The organism is Shimia aestuarii (genome assembly GCF_900114635.1).
Classification (GTDB): domain Bacteria; phylum Pseudomonadota; class Alphaproteobacteria; order Rhodobacterales; family Rhodobacteraceae; genus Shimia; species Shimia aestuarii.
Map to the genome: position 1 here is coordinate 114,286 of NZ_FOTQ01000006.1, position 16,058 is coordinate 130,343.

Consider the following 16,058-nt stretch of genomic DNA (forward strand, 5'->3'; position numbering starts at 1 on the left):
GACCAGCATTGAGCCAGATAGAAACCTTTTATGATGTGATGCGGCGGCAGGGGATCACCCGGCGCAGCTTCATGAAATACTGTTCGCTGACGGCGGCGGCGCTGGGGCTGTCCCCTGCTTACGTGCCCAAGATTGCGCACGCCATGGAGACCAAACCGCGCACGCCGGTGATCTGGGTGCATGGGTTGGAATGCACCTGTTGTTCCGAAAGCTTCATTCGCTCGGCCCATCCCTTGGCCAAGGACGTGGTGCTGTCGATGATCAGCCTCGACTATGACGACACGCTGATGGCGGCTGCCGGGCATCAGGCCGAGGCGGCGTTGCAGGACACGATCGAGAAATACAAGGGCAACTATATCCTCGCGGTCGAGGGGAACCCGCCGCTGAACGAGGACGGGATGTTCTGTATCGTGGGCGGCAAGCCCTTCGTGGAGCAGTTGAAGCATGCCGCAGAGCACGCCAAGGCGGTCATCTCGTGGGGCGCCTGCGCATCTTATGGCTGTGTGCAGGCCGCCAAGCCGAACCCGACGCGGGCGACGCCGGTGCACAAGGTCATCACCGACAAGCCGATCATCAAGGTGCCGGGCTGTCCGCCGATTGCCGAGGTCATGACCGGGGTCATCACCTATATGCTGACCTTCGACCGCCTGCCCGAGCTGGATCGTCAGGGGCGCCCGGCGATGTTTTATAGCCAGCGTATCCACGACAAATGCTATCGCCGTCCGCATTTCGATGCAGGCCAGTTCGTCGAAGCCTGGGACGATGAGAACGCGCGCAAGGGCTATTGCCTGTACAAAATGGGTTGTAAGGGGCCGACCACCTACAACGCCTGTTCGACCGTGCGGTGGAATGAAGGCGTCAGCTTCCCCATTCAATCCGGTCACGGCTGTATCGGTTGCTCCGAGGACGGGTTCTGGGATCACGGATCGTTCTACAACCGCGTGACGGACCTGACGCAGTTTGGCGTGGAATCCAATGCCGACAAGGTCGGGCTTGCGGCGGCGGGCGTCGTCGGGGCCGGGGTTGCCGCCCATGCGGCGATCAGCGCGCTGAAATCGGCGCAGAAGAAAACCCAATCCAGCAAAGAGGAGGTCTAAGACATGGCTGCTACTCCAAACGGTTTTGACCTCGACAATTCGGGACGCCGGATCGTTGTCGACCCGGTGACGCGCATCGAAGGGCATATGCGCTGCGAAGTGAACGTGGATGACGAGGGGGTCATTCGTAACGCCGTCAGCACAGGGACCATGTGGCGCGGGCTGGAAGTGATCCTGAAGGGGCGCGATCCGCGCGACGCATGGGCCTTTACCGAGCGCATCTGCGGGGTCTGCACCGGCACGCATGCGTTGACGTCTGTTCGCGCGGTGGAGGATGCGCTGGGCATCACCATTCCTGACAACGCCAATTCAATCCGCAACATCATGCAGTTGAACCTGCAGATTCACGACCACATCGTGCATTTCTACCACCTGCATGCGCTGGACTGGGTGAACCCGGTGAATGCATTGCGCGCAGACCCCAAAGCCACCAGTGAATTGCAGCAGGCGGTGAGTCCGTCGCATCCGCTGTCATCGCCGGGTTATTTCCGCGATGTGCAGAACCGTCTGAAGAAGTTCGTGGAAAGCGGGCAACTGGGGCTGTTCAAGAACGGCTACTGGGACAACCCGGCCTATAAGCTGCCACCCGAGGCGGATCTCATGGCGACCACCCATTACCTTGAGGCGCTGGACCTGCAGAAAGAGGTCGTCAAGATTCATACGATCTTTGGCGGCAAGAACCCGCATCCGAACTGGTTGGTGGGCGGTGTGCCTTGTCCGATCAACGTGCATGGCGTTGGTGCAACCGGTGCAATCAACATGGAGCGCCTCAACCAGGTCAGCTCGATCATTCAGCTTTGCACCGACTTCGTGAACAACGTCTATCTGCCCGACCTTGTGGCGATTGGCGGGTTCTACAAGCAGTGGGGCTATGGTGGTGGTCTGGCCGGGAAATCGATGCTGTCTTATGGGGACATCCCCGAGCATCCCAGTTACTTCTCGCCCGAGCAGCTGCATTTGCCAGCGGGGGCGATCATCAATGGCGACCTGAGCACCGTGCATGAGGTGGATGTCCGGGACCCCCAGCAGGTGCAGGAGTTCGTTGATCACTCGTGGTATGACTATGGCACGCCGGGTCAAGGGCTGCATCCCTGGGATGGTGTGACCGAGCCGAAATACGAGCTTGGGCCGAATGCCAAGGGCACGCGCACCAATATCGAGGAGCTTGACGAGGCCGCGAAGTATTCTTGGATCAAGGCGCCGCGCTGGAAAGGCAATGCGATGGAGGTGGGGCCGCTCAGTCGCTATGTCATCGGTTATGCCAAGGGGCATGAGGACATCAAGAACCAGGTCGATGGCCTGCTTCGCACGATGGACCTGCCGGTTGAAGCGTTGTTCTCGACGCTGGGGCGGACCGCGGCGCGAGCGCTGGAAGCGGAGTATTGCGCGCGGCTTCAGAAGCATTTCTTCGACAAGCTGGTCACCAACATCAAAAACGGCGACTCCAGCACGGCAAATGTCGAGAAGTGGGACCCGAACACATGGCCCAAGGAGGCCAAGGGCGTGGGTATGACCGAAGCGCCGCGCGGCGCGTTGGGCCATTGGATCAAGATCAAGGATGGGCGCATCGAGAACTATCAATGTGTCGTGCCGACCACATGGAACGGGTCGCCGCGTGACAGTCAGGGCAATATCGGAGCGTTTGAAGCAAGTCTTCTGAATACGCCGATGGAGCGTCCGGACGAGCCGGTGGAAATCCTGCGGACCCTGCACAGTTTCGATCCGTGCCTGGCCTGCTCAACCCACGTGATGTCGCCAGATGGCGAAGAACTCACCCAAGTCAAAGTACGCTGAGGGAGGATACAGCGATGAAGAAGGCAACAACATTCCTGATCCTGTCGGCAGGCGCGGCAAGTGCCCATGGTGGGCACGGCGCCGAAAACGAAGCGCATTGGCTGAGCCAGGGCGACCACATTGCGGTGGTTGCTCTGACGGCGGCTGTTCTGGGCTTTGGCGCCCGCGTTCTGCTGAAACGCAGAGGGCGCAAGACCAAAGACGCGTGAGGGTGGAGTGATGAGTGAGAAATCCATTCACGAAGCCAACCCGGATGTCGAAATTCTCAAGGCGGCGACCCTGACAGGGGACGCCACTGCAGAAGATCTCGACAGTATCCGTCGCCGCACCTCGGTCTATGTCTATGAAACCCCGGTGCGCCTGTGGCACTGGATTAATGCGCTGGCGATACTGGTGCTGTGCGGTACGGGCTGGTTCATCGGCAATCCGCCCCCCTCGATGCAGATTGCCGAGGCCACGCATCAATTTGTGTTCGGCTATATCCGGTTTGCCCATTTCGCGGCGGGCATGATCCTGACGGTGGGGTTCCTTGGGCGCATTTACTGGGCTTTTGTTGGCAATCACCATGCCAAGCAGTTGTTCATCCTGCCTGTGTGGAACAAGCACTGGTGGTCGGAAGTGTTCTTTGAGCTGCGGTGGTACCTGTTCCTTGAAAAAGAGCCGAAAAAGTATGTGGGTCACAACCCGCTGGCGCAGGCTGCGATGTTCTTTTTCATGACGCTGGGGATCACGTTCATGATTGTCACAGGGCTGGCGCTCTATTCCGAGGGCGCGGGGCAGGGTGGTTTCTGGGATAGCCTGTTCGGCTGGGTCATCCCGCTTTTCGGCAATAGCCAGGCGCTGCATTCAATCCACCATCTGGGCATGTGGGCCATCGTGATCTTCATGATCATCCACATCTATGCCGCCATCCGCGAGGACATCATGAGCCGTCAGTCGATGGTTTCCACGATGATTTCCGGCACCCGGACGTTCAAGGATGACCGGCCCGAATAAGGGTGAATCAGAACAAGATTTCAAAAGGGCAGAGCAGGTCTCTGCCCTTTTGTTGTTTGAATACCTTCCAGAATTATACAAGAGTGAGAGGTAGTTTTCCACTTTTAGCCATGCAGGGCCTTGAATACGTGTCGAAATCTTAAGCAATTCCAAAGGTTAATCGGTATGCCGTTGTATTCCGCTTTTTCTGTATTCGCGAAAACCAACAAGGGTACGTTCGTTCAAACGGGGGATCGGAAAGTTTCCATCCACCTTGGGGGACGAGGGAGGACAAATTGACCACAAATGTGCTGATCCTTGGGATTGGGAATGTCCTTTGGGCCGATGAGGGCTTTGGCGTGCGCTGTGTCGAGCGTCTGGCCGAGACCCATGCCTTTGATGACAACGTGCGGATCATGGATGGCGGTACGCAGGGGCTCTACCTCTTACCGTTCCTTGAAGAGGCCGACGTGCTGGTCGTGTTTGACGCCGTTGATTACGGGCTGGAGCCGGGCACGCTGAAGATTGTCGAAGGGGACGAGGTGCCGCGTTTCATGGGCGCCAAGAAGATGAGTCTGCATCAGACCGGGTTTCAGGATGTGATCGCGACGGCGCAGTTGATGGAGCAATGCCCGGAGACGCTGTTGCTGATCGGGTGCCAGCCGGTTGAGCTTGAGGACTATGGCGGAGGGTTGCGCGATGCAGTCGCTGCGCAGATCGATCCCTCGATCGAGATCGCTTTGGAAAAGCTGGCGGCCTTGGAAGTGCGTGCCCGCAAGGGACGGACCGGCAGCAATGATCTGGCCGATGCCTCGATCAAGCGCGACGCCTATGAGGGCGGACGGCCAAGCGAAGACGAAGCCTGTCGCATTGGCGATGACCGCTTTTTCCCGGAAAGGGCCTGAGCAATGTGTGTCGGCGTTCCGATGCAGATCCTGTCAGTCGATGGCATTGCCGCCAGAGCCACGGACGGGGAATGCGAAGAGGTAATCGACCTGTCCCTGACGGGGCCGGTTGCCGTGGGCGGCTGGGTGCTGAGCTTTCTCGGGGCTGCGCGCGAAGTGCTCGACGAGGACGAAGCGATGAAGATCAAGGCCGCGCTGGGCGGGTTGAAAAACCTGATGCAGGGGCGGGATCTGGGCGACGCCTTTGCTGATCTTGAAGAACGTGGGCCACAATTGCCGCCGCATTTGCAGGCGGCCCTGGACAAGGGAGAAACCACCGCATGAGCCATCCGTTGATAACACGTCTGGTCGAGGAAATGGGTTGGCCCAATCTCGCCAATGACAGCGATCTGGCCGAATTCACAAGCCGTGAAGGTGTGCATGTGTTGTTCGTGCCGGGCGATGCGAAGCGCAATCTTGAAACCGCGGATGTGGCGGTGATCCTGCCCGAGCTGAAGCTGGCTTTTCAGGGGCGGTTTGACTGTGCAGTGGTGGATGATGCGATCGAGACCGCTGTGCGTGAGCAGACAGGCGTTCTGAAGACGCCGAGCCTGATTTTCTATCGTGACGGGCAGGTGATCGGGGGCATCCCGCGGGTGCGGGACTGGGACGAATACATGCAACGGATCGCGCAGATCCTCGCGGCCCCAGTGGCGGCGGAGTAAGGAGAACAGGAATGGTCGGCAACTTTCACATGCCCCCGACAGGATATGGGCCGGGCTCACAGCCTTTGGGCGAAGACGGCAAGGAGCTGGAATATATGCCCATGCCTCAGGATATGCGGGCCTACACGCTGCATATCCCCGAAATCGAGGTGGGCGAAACACACGCCCCGGCTCTGACGCTTTTATCAGAGATTGCGCGGGCTTGTGAGGCGGCGGCCAAGGGGGGCGGGTCGCAACAGTTTGACCTGAGCGGGTTGGACGAGGCCAATCGCGCGCTGATTGCAGAGACCATGGGCGAGGGCGAAGTGTCAGTGCGGATGCACGGTATTCCGGCGGTGGCGGCACAAGAGAGCGTATTTGCCGGGGTCTGGGGCCTGAAGGGAGCCGGGCTTGATGCTGTTGAGGTCGGACCTGTGCCTGCAATGGCTTTTGCGCGTGCGTTTGCGCCCCGCAAGGCGGCGGGTGGGTCGGCGACCCCACTGAGACCCGGCGTGGTGAATGCACCGCCGCTGGTCGTGGAACTCAACGACAAGTCGGCAAACTTCACTGCCGGTGATGCGCCGCATGTGGTGAACCTGACGCTGTTGCCGCACACCGAGGAAGACCTGATGTGGCTGGATTCTGCGATGGGGCAGGGCTCGGTTGATATCCTGTCGCGCGGCTATGGCAATTGCCGGGTAACGGCGACGGCCACGGCGCATGTGTGGCGGGTGCAGTTCTTCAACTCGATGGATGTGCCGATCCTCGACACGTTCGAAGTGACGGCAATGCCCGAGGTGGCCTTGGCCGCACAGGAAGACCTGATGGACAGCGCCGAGCGTATTGTCGAAGTGCTGGAGGCGTTGCGGTGAACCGGTTCGAAGGATCCTATCTGGGCGCCAATGATCGGATCAGTCCGCAGGCGATCATGGAATGCAAGATTTGCTGGACGCCCTATGATCCGGCAGAGGGCGACGACACGCGCCAGATTTCCGAAGGCACGCCGTTTATTGCGCTGCCCGATGACTGGTCCTGCCCGAATTGCGATGCACCCAAGGAGCAGTTTCTGGTCAGCGAAGATCCCGGATCGGATGCGATGCGCGAAGCGGCTTGGATCGGTGGGCGAACCGAGGCACTGGTGACGGATTTCACCGAGGTCTGGCACGCCAAGATGCGCGATGTGCCGATGGTCAACAAGGTGCTGCATGTGCAGGCGGTGGGGTTCCGGTTGCACGACGGGCGGCCTTTGGGGGTGCTGATCTCTCCATGGTTCATGAACCTTGTGATGCTGCCTGCCGAGGGCGAGGATTGGTCGGACCTGATGGCGGGCGCAAAAGAGGTGATTGGCTTTCCGTCAGGGGAGTACGAGTTCATCCACAATACCCGCGAGATGACGGGTGGTTACAAGGCGTGTTCGTTGTTTTCACCGATGGGCGATTTCAACACACAGGCGCAGGCCGTCGAGGTGGCCGAGGCGGTGATGGTGGCCCTGTTTGACGAGGAACACCGGGCCGAGACAGATCGGGCGGCTGATATTCGGGCCAACCGGGAGGCCGAGATTGCGGCTGCGGAAGAAGCGGCGTCCGAAGAGGATGAGGTGAAGGTGAGTGATGCGCCGACGCGCCGTCAGGTAATCTCGGGTGGTCTTGCGGTTGAGGATGCCGACTAGATGCTGAGCAGCCCCCATACCCACGAAAACGGCCTGCAGGCCGTAATGCCAGCGCCCTTGCCGGTGGCGGAGTTGGTGTTGGGGAAACCTGTGGAAGAGGTCTGTGCGCTGATCCCGCGCCTGTTCAACCTGTGCCGGACGGCTCAGTCGGTTGCGGTGCGCATGGCGCTGGGCGTGCGGGTCGATGACACACATGACCTGAGACGCGAGATCAAGCGCGAACACATTTTGCGGCTGGCGGTGATCCTGCCTACGCGGCTGGGGATGGTGCCCTTGGAGATTCCGGGCCGCGATGACGAGGTTGCGGCGGGACTATTTGGGCAGGAGCGGTTTGCCGAGACACCGGAGGCGTTTGAGGCGTTTCTTGCATCAGGCAAAGGGGTTGCGCTGGTTTTCAACGCGATCCGCGGGGTCTTTGATGCCGGAGAAGCGGTCACCGGGGTCTTGCCCTGTCTGGTGGATGACACAGTCTTCGACGATGTGGCAATTGAAAACAGCGTCGCAGCGCGTCACCCCGATCATCCGGTTTTGCGATATGTCGAAGATCAATTTGGCCGCGGCCCGCTTTGGCGTGCGGTGGCGCGGGCGGTGGACTTGCAGGCTGTTCTGGACGGCGATCTGCCAGAGCCGCGCGTGACAACGCAAGGTGTGGCGATGGTGCCTGCGGCGCGAGGAACTTATTCAGTGGCGGCGCAAACCCAAGGAGGAAAGGTCATACAGTTCCGCCGTGCGACGCCGACGGATCACATGCTGGCCCCCGACGGGATCATGCAGCGCAGCCTTGCCAGTCTGCCGGTTGCCAAGCACGATCAGGCCGGGCTGTTGGTCGATATTCTCGACCCGTGCACGCCGCTGGAAGTGAGGGGGATGGCCGATGCATGAGATGTCGCTTTGTGAAGGCATCCGCACCGTGATCGAGGATCAGGCGCGCGCGCATGACGTCAAGGCGGTGAAGCGTGTGCGGCTGGAAATCGGGCGCTTTGCCGGGGTCGAGAAACCGGCGATGGAATTTGCGTTTGACGTGGTCATGCGCGGTTCGGTTGCCGAAGGCGCGGTGCTGGAGATGATCGAGCTGCCGGGGCGGGCCATGTGTTACGACTGTATGAAAGAGGTCGAGATCGAAGATCGGCTTGACCCATGTCCGGAGTGCGGCGGTGGCAAGCTGATGCCCGTCGCTGGCGATGAAATGAGAATCAAAGATCTGGAGGTGATCTGATGTGTAGCGTTTGCGGATGCGGAACAGGAAGTGTTGAGGGCCACAGCCACAGTCATGATCACACGCATGGCCACGGGCATGGCCATGATCACAGTCACGATCACGGGCACCACCACCACGGACATGATCTGCATTTCGGGCATGGGCCGGCGGGTGTCGAAGTGGCTGGCATGAGCCAGGAACGGCTGATTGAGATCGAGACCGACATTCTGGCCAAGAACGATGCCTATGCCGATGCCAACCGTAAGGTTCTGACCGGGTTGGGGGCCTTTGCGGTCAACCTCGTGTCGTCTCCGGGATCGGGCAAAACCTCGCTTTTGTGCAAGACGATCGAGGCTCTGGGTGAGCAGCCATTGGCGGTGATCGAGGGCGACCAGCAGACAGCCAACGACGCCGACCGCATCCGGGCAACAGGAGCGCCCGCGGTGCAGGTGAACACAGGCAAGGGTTGTCATCTCGATGGGCATATGGTGGGCCACGCGATGGAGCATCTGGACCTGAAAGAAGCGTCGTTGCTGTTCATCGAGAATGTTGGGAATCTTGTGTGTCCGGCGGGGTTCGATCTGGGCGAGGACTGCAAGGTCGCAATCCTGTCGGTGACGGAAGGCGAAGACAAGCCGTTGAAATATCCGGACATGTTTACCGCGTCGCGGTTGGCGCTTTTGAACAAGGTCGATCTGGCGCCGCACTGTGACGTTGATCTCGACCTTTATGAAAAGAACCTGCGTCGGGTGAACCCGGGTATCGAGGTGATCCGCATTTCGGCACGCACCGGCGAGGGCATGGAGAACTGGCTCAACTGGCTTCGGGGCAGCCTGGCGCGTAAGTCGGGCAAGGCGGCGGCCGAGTAATCCCATGTCCGAGAACCTGCCCACCATCCTGTTGATCGACGACGAAGAGCATTCGCTTGCCGCCATGCGGATGGCGCTTGAAGACGATTTCGAGTGTCTGACGGCGACCGGGGCGGATGCTGCCAAGGCGCTGATGGAAGAGCATTTTGTACAGGTGATCTTTTGCGACCAGCGCATGCCGGGCAAGACCGGGGTCGATTTCCTGACCGAGGTGCGGGACCGTTGGCCGGAAACGGTGCGGATCATCATCACGGGTTATACCGAGACCAACGATATGATCGCCGCGATCAATGAGGCGGGAATTTACCAGTTCCTGACCAAGCCGTGGCATCCGGATCACCTGGTGATGACCGCGAAAAATGCTGGGGACCTGTTCCGGCTCAACCGCGAGCATGACCAGATGTCCTTGGAAATGCGGTACCTGTCCCGTTCCGTTGAAAGCAAGCTGGAAGATCACCGCCGCGCCCTGCGTGAAGGATTGGGGTTCGAAAACGTGCTGCGCTCGCCCAATTCGCCGCTGAACGCTGTGGTGGCGCAGGCGCGGCAGTTTGCCAGTTTCGATGTGCCGGTGCTGATCACCGGGGAACCGGGCACGGGGAAGGCGGCGTTGGCGCGGGCGATGCATTATAGCTCGCTGCGTTCGGACAAGCCTTTTTACGAGATCAACTGCACCAGCGTAGATGATGACATTCTAGAAATGGAGTTGTTCGGAGCCAAACGGGGGGCGGTGGCCGGGCAGCAGACGCAGAAGCTTGGCCTGTTGCGCAAGGCGGATCAGGGGACGGTGTTCCTCAATGGGATATCTGAGCTTTCGCCGCGTATGCAGTTGGTCTTGTCCCGGTTTGCCGAAGAGGGCGCGTTTCGCCCGCTCGGTAGCCACGAGATGATCCGTTCGGATGTGCGCTTGTTGGTGGGCAGTGATCGCGAGTTGCGTCAGGACGTGGCCGAGGGGCGGTTCCGGTCGGACCTTTATTTCGCGTTGGCCAAGGCGACGCTGTCGGTGCCGCCGCTGAATGCACGCCCCGAAGACCTGCCAATCCTTGCGCAGAACTTGTTGTTCGAAGCCTCAAAAGCGCATGGCAAGCCGGTGCATGGATTGTCCGATGACGCGGTGCAGTTTCTGCAAGGCTACAGCTGGCCCGGAAACCTGCGCGAGTTGGAAAACGAGTTGGTGCGGATGCTGATCTTTTCGCAGGACCCGCTTCTGGGGCCCGAACTGATCTCGCGCCATATTCTTCAGGCCAGCCCTCTGCCGGACAAGACCGACCAAAGCGTCGATATGGTTCTGGTGGGCGAAGGCACGCTCAAAGACCGGGTTGAGCTGATCGAGATGCGCATTTTGCGCGAAACGTTGACCCGGCTGAAATGGAACAAGAGCCGTGCGGCAAACGAGCTTGGGCTCAGTCGCGTGGGGCTGCGCGCAAAAATCGAGAGATATGGCATCGCGGAACCGGACAAGACCGGCGCCGGCGGTAACGAGGAGGAATAGCCATGTGTTTGGGAATACCCGGCCAGATCGTCGAGGTAACCGACGGTGAACGCCAGATGGCCATGGCCGATGTGTCAGGCGTGAAACGAGAAGTGAGCGTGGCCTGTGTCGCGCAAGGTGATCTGGAGGACCTGGTTGGCAAGTGGGTGCTGATCCATGTCGGCTTTGCCATGAGCATCATCGACGAGGAAGAGGCCGCCGAAACGCTCGAGGCGCTGCGCGGCCTTGGCGAGGCGCAGGAAACACTGGAAGCAATGGCGCATGGCGTGTCGGCGTTGGAGGGCACACAATGAGGTTTACCGAGGAATTTCGCGATCCCAAGGCGGCCAAAGCGCTGTTGAAGGAAATCAACAAGGTGGTCGATGAGATCGGCGCTACCAAGGAGAAACCGGTGCATATCATGGAGATTTGCGGTGGGCATACCCACGCGATTTTCCGCTATGGGCTGGACAAGCTGACGCCAGCGGGGATCGAGTTCATTCATGGCCCGGGTTGTCCGGTTTGTGTTCTACCGATGAGCCGCGTGGATGAATGTATAGAACTGGCCGAGAAGCCCGAAGTTATTTTTACCACCTTTGGCGACGCGATGCGGGTGCCGGGCACGAAAAAGTCGCTGATGCAGGCCAAGGCGGAGGGGGCGGATATACGCATGGTCTATTCACCGCTTGATGCTTTGGAACTGGCACGTCGGCATCCCGAGCGCGAGGTGGTTTTCTTTGGCCTTGGGTTCGAGACCACGACGCCGTCGACGGCGCTTTCGATTCAGCAGGCGGCGCGTGAAGGGCTGACCAATTTCTCGGTGTTCTGCAACCACATCACCGTGCCGCCCCCGATCAAGGCGCTTCTGGACGATCCGCATATGGTGCTGGATGGCTTTGTCGGTCCGGGTCACGTGAGCATGGTGATCGGCACGCATGAATATGATTTCATTGCAGAAGATTACGGCAAGCCGATCGTTGTGGCGGGTTTTGAGCCGATCGACCTGTTGCAATCGGTGCTGATGGTGCTGGAGCAGATCCGTGACGGGCGCGCCGAGGTGGAAAACCAGTATGGCCGCGTCGTGCCGGAACACGGCAACGCGGTGAGCAAGGCCGCGGTGGCGGATGTGTACGAGAAACGCCCGACTTTCGAGTGGCGCGGTCTCGGTGAAATCGACGAGAGCGGCTTGCGGGTGCGCGATGTTTACAAGGCATTTGATGCCGAGGCCAAGTTCGGTATCGGCTACAGCGCCGAGAGCCGTCACGTGGAAGAACCCGAAGGGTGTGCGTGTGGTGCGGTGATGACCGGGCGGATGAAGCCGATGCATTGCCCGCAATTCGGTACGGGCTGCACGCCGGAGATGCCTCTTGGCGCATTGATGGTGAGTTCCGAGGGGGCGTGCGCGGCCTATTATCAATATGGCGGAGCGCGCGCCATCGAGGCGGCGGAGTGAGGCCATGAACATGATGACGGGAAAAATGCGCGATGAGCGGGTGACGCTGGCCCATGGGGGTGGCGGCAAGGCGATGCGCGATCTGATCGAGGGGGTGTTCACCTCGGCCTTTGTGCCGGATGCGATGGAAGATCAGGCGCGGCTGATGGATGCTGCCCTGCAAGAGCCGGGCGCGCGGCTGGCCTTTACCACCGACAGTTTCGTGGTCGATCCGGTCGAGTTTCCGGGCGGGGATATTGGCAAGATTGCGGTTTGCGGTACGGTCAATGACCTTGCGGTCGGGGGCGCGCGTCCCCTGTGGTTGTCGGCGGCGTTCATCATCGAGGAAGGCACCGAGGTGGCTTTGCTAAAGCGGATCGTGATGTCGATGAAGCAGGAGGCGGACAAGGCAGGCGTTCGGATCGTGACCGGGGATACCAAGGTTGTTGGACGGGGCATGGCGGACAAAGTGTTTGTCACAACGTCGGGGGTCGGTGTGATTGCGCCGGGATGCGATCTGTCGGCGGGCCGTGTTCGGGTGGGGGATGTGGCCATTGTGAACGGCGTTCTCGGGGATCATGGCGCCGCCATTCTGGCCGCGCGGGGAGACATGGCTCTCTCGGCCGAAATACAGTCGGATTGCCAGGGGCTTGGGCATCTCATGCAGGCCGTGATGCACGCCGCACCCGGCGTTCGGGCCGCACGAGATGCCACGCGCGGCGGGGTGGCCTCGGTTTTGAATGAAGTCGCCGAGACAGCCGGTGTTTCGATTGAAATTGAAGAGACAGCGTTGCCATTGCGCAGCGAGGTGAAGGGGATGTGCGAGATTCTTGGCCTTGATCCCCTGTACCTTGCCAATGAAGGCACGCTGGTCGTGTTTGTTCCCGAAGATGAGGCTGATGCCGCCCTTGCGGCGATGCGCGCCATGCCCGAAGGCCGCGAGGCCACGGTCATCGGGCGCGTTGTAGATGGAATGGCAGGCAGGGTCACGATGCGGACGCTGTTTGGCGGGGCGAGGATCGTTGACATGCTGGTGGGGGAGCAACTTCCGAGGATTTGCTGAAGACGCCTTGTTTTCAGCGCTTGAGGGGCACCTGACTGAGGGCTTGTGCCAGCTCTTTGGTCGCTAGTTCAATTCGTCGGAGATATCGGCCTGCATCTGTTGAACAGCGGCTTGTAGCTCGGCGATAAAGGCCTGACCCACCATGGATTGGGTAGCGTAGCCGGGTGTCAGGATAGAGACGCTGTTGGAAATCAGCGGCCGAAAACGCCGGATCGACAGGCGTTCGTTTTCAGGGGTCTGCATCAGGTGGCTGTAGGCGGTGATCATATCGCAGACCATCACGCAGACACCGGCCGCGACGAATTGCAATCCTGGCAGGAACGTGCGCAGTTCCAGCCGTTTGTTGAAACGGCATCCGGCGTTGCGAAAGGCAGCTTCGGTCTGCACGGCCGTCCCGTGTTCGTCGAACAAAACGGCCATGGGGCGCCCGTCAAGGTCGTTTGGCGTCACAACATCCGCCTCGCTCAGCGGATCATTTGAGGACAGGACGCAGACGCATTCAAGATCATAGTCCGTTTGTCGGATCGAAGTGCGCGGCTGCGGTGTCTCGGCGAACCCAAGATCGTATTGTTGCGATGCGATGAGGTCTTCGATCACGTCCGAGGACCTCATGATGAGAGATACATCGAGATCGCCCCGGTCCTTGAGAAACCTTGTCAGAAGCCGGGGCAGAAACACGCTTGAAGCCGCTGGGTGACAAGCGATCTTGAGCTTGCCCGACTGCAACGAGCTGATCCGCTCCATCGTGCGCTCGGTGCGCTCGACCCGCCCGAGGATATCCTCGCATTCTTCAAGGAAAAACTGGGCTTCGGGCGTGGGGGTCAGCTTGCCATGTGAGCGCAGGAAAAGGGCAAAGCCAAGCTGGTCTTCGAGGGTGCGGACCATGGTCGAAACCGCAGGTTGCGTGCGACCCACCGAACGCGCGGCCTGGCTTATGGAACCTGAGCGCATAACTTCCCGAAAAGTCGAGAGTTGTCTGAGGGATAGGTGTATCGGCATAAAATCAGTTTATGAGGTTAGAAAAAATATTAAATTGATTTAATGGCGTTTGTCCAGTGTTGTAGCTGCGAAACCCACGCGCAGAAGCTGAAGGGGTTCGGGGGAGACATGGATAAATTCGCCAAATACCTGTTGACGGCTCTGATCATATCTGTGGCCCTGGGCCAGTTTGTTCAGGTCATCACGCGCTACGTGTTGCAGGTTCCGGTCATGGGGCTTGAAGAGACGATGGCCTACCCGACGGTATGGCTCTACATCCTCGGATCGGTCAACGCCTCGCGCGAGAACACACATATCCGCGCAAACGTTCTTGAGATCTTCATCAAGACGGATCGCGGCCACACCATTCTCGCCATCATCGGAGAGGTCATCAGCCTGATCGTTGGTCTGTGGCTGCTCTCTTGGGCGTGGAATTACACGCAATATGCCTGGCGCGTCTGGCGTGAGAGCCCGACGCTCTACATCCCGACGTTTTATTCCGATGTCGCGCTGGTCGTCGGCCTGACGCTGATGATGATCTACACCGCATCGCATCTGGTGCGCCATATCCGCGATCTGCGGACCGGAGAAATCGCATGATCGAGATTGCCCTTCTTGCCATTGCCTTGCTGGTGATTACCCTGACTTTGGGTGTGCCGCTGCCCTACTGCTTTGGATCGGCCCTGATGGTCATGTACTTCCTTGGTGACGTGACGATGAAAGGCATGATGCTCTGGGGCGTCCAGCAACTTGGCAATCCGGTGCTTCTGGCCATTCCGTTGTTTGTCCTTGCTGGCACAGTCATGTCGGAAAGTGGGATCGCCGCGTCACTCCTGCGCTTTGTGAACGCCTTTATCGGCCATGTGCGCGGTGGTCTGGGCGTTGTCGCTGCGGTGTCTTGCGCCGTGATCGGTGCGATCTCGGGGTCTGGTCTGACCGGTATCGCCGCCATCGGTCCGCTTTTGATCCCCGAGATGGAAAAGCGCGGCTACCCGCGTGAATACGCCACGGCCCTGATCGCCAACTCGTCGATCCTCGGCCTACTGATCCCGCCGTCCGTCACGATGATCGTTTATGGCTGGGTCACGGACACGTCGATCCTGGCATGCTTTCTGGCTACGTTGGGGCCGGGGCTGCTGATCATGACCGCCTTTTCCGTGATCAACCTGTTCATGGTGCGCAAGTTCGATCTGGTTCTGGATGACAAGCCCTCCTTCTCGGAGCTGTCCGGAGAGATCGCGCGCCGCGGGTTTCATGCTTTTCCCGCGCTGTTGATGCCCGTGATCATTCTGGGTGGCATCTACGGTGGCGTCATGACCCCGACCGAGGCAGCGGCTGTTGCAGTGATCTATGCCGTGCCTGTTGGTTTCCTGGTCTACAAAGGGCTGAAATGGGAAAACTTCTTCCTCGCGGGCAAGGAGGCTGCCACGGCCGTGGGTGCGATCATGATGATGATCCTCTTTTCCATGATCCTCAGCCAGATGTTCGTCTATGAAAGCATCCCCCAACAGCTGGTTCAGGGCATCTTCTCGATCACGGAGAACAAGGTTCTGCTGCTGATCATGATCAATATCATGTTGTTCCTGGTCGGCATGGTCGTCAACGACGTGACCGCGATCATCCTGATCGCCCCGCTGCTCCTGCCGCTGATGAACGCGATTGGTGTCAGCCCCGTGCAGTTTGCCGCGATCATGGGCGTGAACACGGCGATGGGCGGCGTGACCCCGCCCTATGCCTCGATTCTCTATCTGGGCGCACGGATCGGCAACGTGAAAGTGACCAAGGTCATCCCGCCCGCGATGAAACTGATCCTGTTCGGCTATGTGCCTGTGGTCTTCCTGACCTCGCTTTGGCCCGACCTGTCGCTCTTCCTGCCGCGTTTCTTCGGATACGCCGTGGGCCCCTAATTCACGAATACGCAAATCAA

Annotated in this window: 19 protein-coding genes; 18 read left to right on the top strand and 1 reads right to left on the bottom strand. The window is 59.7% G+C overall.

The window, feature by feature from the left end; genetic code table 11:
- Positions 1 to 8: 8 nt before the first annotated feature.
- The 16 genes from BMZ35_RS14485 to hypE all read left to right on the top strand — a co-directional run bounded on the left by BMZ35_RS14485 (position 9) and on the right by hypE (position 13,153).
- Positions 9 to 1,097: a hydrogenase small subunit gene (locus tag BMZ35_RS14485; RefSeq protein WP_093094583.1), complete on the top strand. Its 1,089-nt coding sequence runs from the start codon at positions 9 to 11 to the stop codon at positions 1,095 to 1,097.
- A gap of 3 nt (positions 1,098 to 1,100) precedes the next feature.
- The gene (locus BMZ35_RS14490; RefSeq protein WP_093094584.1) at positions 1,101 to 2,891 is read left to right on the top strand and encodes a nickel-dependent hydrogenase large subunit; all 1,791 of its coding nucleotides are present in this window, start codon (positions 1,101 to 1,103) and stop codon (positions 2,889 to 2,891) included.
- A 14-nt stretch (positions 2,892 to 2,905) separates the two neighbouring features.
- Positions 2,906 to 3,100: a hypothetical protein gene (locus tag BMZ35_RS14495; RefSeq protein WP_093094585.1), complete on the top strand. Its 195-nt coding sequence runs from the start codon at positions 2,906 to 2,908 to the stop codon at positions 3,098 to 3,100.
- A 10-nt stretch (positions 3,101 to 3,110) separates the two neighbouring features.
- A complete protein-coding gene (gene cybH, locus BMZ35_RS14500; RefSeq protein WP_093094586.1) occupies positions 3,111 to 3,887 on the top strand; it encodes a Ni/Fe-hydrogenase, b-type cytochrome subunit in 777 nt (258 codons plus the stop codon).
- Between the two features lie 275 nt (positions 3,888 to 4,162).
- A complete protein-coding gene (locus BMZ35_RS14505; RefSeq protein ID WP_093094587.1) occupies positions 4,163 to 4,771 on the top strand; it encodes a HyaD/HybD family hydrogenase maturation endopeptidase in 609 nt (202 codons plus the stop codon).
- A gap of 3 nt (positions 4,772 to 4,774) precedes the next feature.
- A complete protein-coding gene (locus tag BMZ35_RS14510) occupies positions 4,775 to 5,095 on the top strand; it encodes a HypC/HybG/HupF family hydrogenase formation chaperone (RefSeq protein ID WP_093094588.1) in 321 nt (106 codons plus the stop codon).
- Entirely contained in the window at positions 5,092 to 5,475 is a 384-nt protein-coding gene (locus tag BMZ35_RS14515; RefSeq protein ID WP_093094589.1) for a thioredoxin domain-containing protein, read from the top strand. Before BMZ35_RS14510 ends, BMZ35_RS14515 begins: the two co-directional genes overlap by 4 nt.
- 11 nt (positions 5,476 to 5,486) lie before the next feature.
- Positions 5,487 to 6,326 (top strand): hydrogenase expression/formation protein, encoded by an 840-nt coding sequence (locus BMZ35_RS14520; protein ID WP_093094590.1) that lies wholly within the window; start codon positions 5,487 to 5,489, stop codon positions 6,324 to 6,326.
- A 56-nt stretch (positions 6,327 to 6,382) separates the two neighbouring features.
- Positions 6,383 to 7,123, top strand: coding sequence for a [NiFe]-hydrogenase assembly chaperone HybE (hybE, locus tag BMZ35_RS14525; protein ID WP_423227761.1), 741 nt, complete (start codon positions 6,383 to 6,385; stop codon positions 7,121 to 7,123).
- On the top strand, positions 7,124 to 8,005 hold the full coding sequence (locus BMZ35_RS14530) for a hydrogenase expression/formation protein HupK (protein ID WP_242654812.1): 882 nt from the start codon (positions 7,124 to 7,126) through the stop codon (positions 8,003 to 8,005).
- Positions 7,998 to 8,339: a hydrogenase maturation nickel metallochaperone HypA gene (gene hypA / locus BMZ35_RS14535; RefSeq protein WP_093094592.1), complete on the top strand. Its 342-nt coding sequence runs from the start codon at positions 7,998 to 8,000 to the stop codon at positions 8,337 to 8,339. The genes BMZ35_RS14530 and hypA overlap by 8 nt, the downstream gene beginning before the upstream one ends.
- Positions 8,339 to 9,190, top strand: a complete 852-nt coding sequence (hypB, locus tag BMZ35_RS14540) for a hydrogenase nickel incorporation protein HypB (RefSeq protein ID WP_093094593.1) — start codon at positions 8,339 to 8,341, stop codon at positions 9,188 to 9,190. Before hypA ends, hypB begins: the two co-directional genes overlap by 1 nt.
- 4 nt (positions 9,191 to 9,194) lie before the next feature.
- A complete protein-coding gene (locus tag BMZ35_RS14545) occupies positions 9,195 to 10,679 on the top strand; it encodes a sigma-54-dependent transcriptional regulator (RefSeq protein ID WP_093094594.1) in 1,485 nt (494 codons plus the stop codon).
- Between the two features lie 2 nt (positions 10,680 to 10,681).
- Complete coding sequence (gene hypC, locus BMZ35_RS14550; RefSeq protein WP_093094595.1) at positions 10,682 to 10,972, top strand: HypC/HybG/HupF family hydrogenase formation chaperone; 291 nt, start codon at positions 10,682 to 10,684, stop codon at positions 10,970 to 10,972.
- The gene (hypD, locus tag BMZ35_RS14555; protein WP_093094596.1) at positions 10,969 to 12,111 is read left to right on the top strand and encodes a hydrogenase formation protein HypD; all 1,143 of its coding nucleotides are present in this window, start codon (positions 10,969 to 10,971) and stop codon (positions 12,109 to 12,111) included. Before hypC ends, hypD begins: the two co-directional genes overlap by 4 nt.
- 4 nt (positions 12,112 to 12,115) lie before the next feature.
- On the top strand, positions 12,116 to 13,153 hold the full coding sequence (hypE, locus tag BMZ35_RS14560; RefSeq protein WP_093094597.1) for a hydrogenase expression/formation protein HypE: 1,038 nt from the start codon (positions 12,116 to 12,118) through the stop codon (positions 13,151 to 13,153).
- Between the two features lie 63 nt (positions 13,154 to 13,216).
- Here the strand turns inward: hypE and BMZ35_RS14565 are convergent, their stop codons facing one another.
- Entirely contained in the window at positions 13,217 to 14,152 is a 936-nt protein-coding gene (locus BMZ35_RS14565) for a LysR family transcriptional regulator (protein WP_093094598.1), read from the bottom strand.
- Positions 14,153 to 14,260: 108 nt separating this feature from the next.
- Between BMZ35_RS14565 and BMZ35_RS14570 the strand changes: the two genes are divergently transcribed.
- Together BMZ35_RS14570 and BMZ35_RS14575 are read left to right on the top strand one after the other, a co-directional pair.
- Positions 14,261 to 14,731, top strand: coding sequence for a TRAP transporter small permease (locus BMZ35_RS14570; protein ID WP_093094708.1), 471 nt, complete (start codon positions 14,261 to 14,263; stop codon positions 14,729 to 14,731).
- Positions 14,728 to 16,038, top strand: coding sequence for a TRAP transporter large permease (locus tag BMZ35_RS14575; protein ID WP_093094599.1), 1,311 nt, complete (start codon positions 14,728 to 14,730; stop codon positions 16,036 to 16,038). The genes BMZ35_RS14570 and BMZ35_RS14575 overlap by 4 nt, the downstream gene beginning before the upstream one ends.
- The last annotated feature ends 20 nt before the right edge of the window (positions 16,039 to 16,058 follow it).

Coding starts and splice junctions, on each gene's coding strand:
- BMZ35_RS14520 (WP_093094590.1), top strand. CDS start 5,487: ATGGTCGGCAACTTTCACATGCCCCCGACAGGATATGGGCCGGGCTCA.
- BMZ35_RS14530 (WP_242654812.1), top strand. CDS start 7,124: ATGCTGAGCAGCCCCCATACCCACGAAAACGGCCTGCAGGCCGTAATG.
- hybE (WP_423227761.1), top strand. CDS start 6,383: ATGGAATGCAAGATTTGCTGGACGCCCTATGATCCGGCAGAGGGCGAC.
- BMZ35_RS14510 (WP_093094588.1), top strand. CDS start 4,775: ATGTGTGTCGGCGTTCCGATGCAGATCCTGTCAGTCGATGGCATTGCC.
- BMZ35_RS14490 (WP_093094584.1), top strand. CDS start 1,101: ATGGCTGCTACTCCAAACGGTTTTGACCTCGACAATTCGGGACGCCGG.
- BMZ35_RS14515 (WP_093094589.1), top strand. CDS start 5,092: ATGAGCCATCCGTTGATAACACGTCTGGTCGAGGAAATGGGTTGGCCC.
- BMZ35_RS14495 (WP_093094585.1), top strand. CDS start 2,906: ATGAAGAAGGCAACAACATTCCTGATCCTGTCGGCAGGCGCGGCAAGT.
- BMZ35_RS14545 (WP_093094594.1), top strand. CDS start 9,195: ATGTCCGAGAACCTGCCCACCATCCTGTTGATCGACGACGAAGAGCAT.
- hypC (WP_093094595.1), top strand. CDS start 10,682: ATGTGTTTGGGAATACCCGGCCAGATCGTCGAGGTAACCGACGGTGAA.
- hypA (WP_093094592.1), top strand. CDS start 7,998: ATGCATGAGATGTCGCTTTGTGAAGGCATCCGCACCGTGATCGAGGAT.
- BMZ35_RS14570 (WP_093094708.1), top strand. CDS start 14,261: ATGGATAAATTCGCCAAATACCTGTTGACGGCTCTGATCATATCTGTG.
- hypD (WP_093094596.1), top strand. CDS start 10,969: ATGAGGTTTACCGAGGAATTTCGCGATCCCAAGGCGGCCAAAGCGCTG.
- hypE (WP_093094597.1), top strand. CDS start 12,116: ATGAACATGATGACGGGAAAAATGCGCGATGAGCGGGTGACGCTGGCC.
- cybH (WP_093094586.1), top strand. CDS start 3,111: ATGAGTGAGAAATCCATTCACGAAGCCAACCCGGATGTCGAAATTCTC.
- BMZ35_RS14565 (WP_093094598.1), bottom strand. CDS start 14,152: ATGCCGATACACCTATCCCTCAGACAACTCTCGACTTTTCGGGAAGTT.
- BMZ35_RS14575 (WP_093094599.1), top strand. CDS start 14,728: ATGATCGAGATTGCCCTTCTTGCCATTGCCTTGCTGGTGATTACCCTG.
- hypB (WP_093094593.1), top strand. CDS start 8,339: ATGTGTAGCGTTTGCGGATGCGGAACAGGAAGTGTTGAGGGCCACAGC.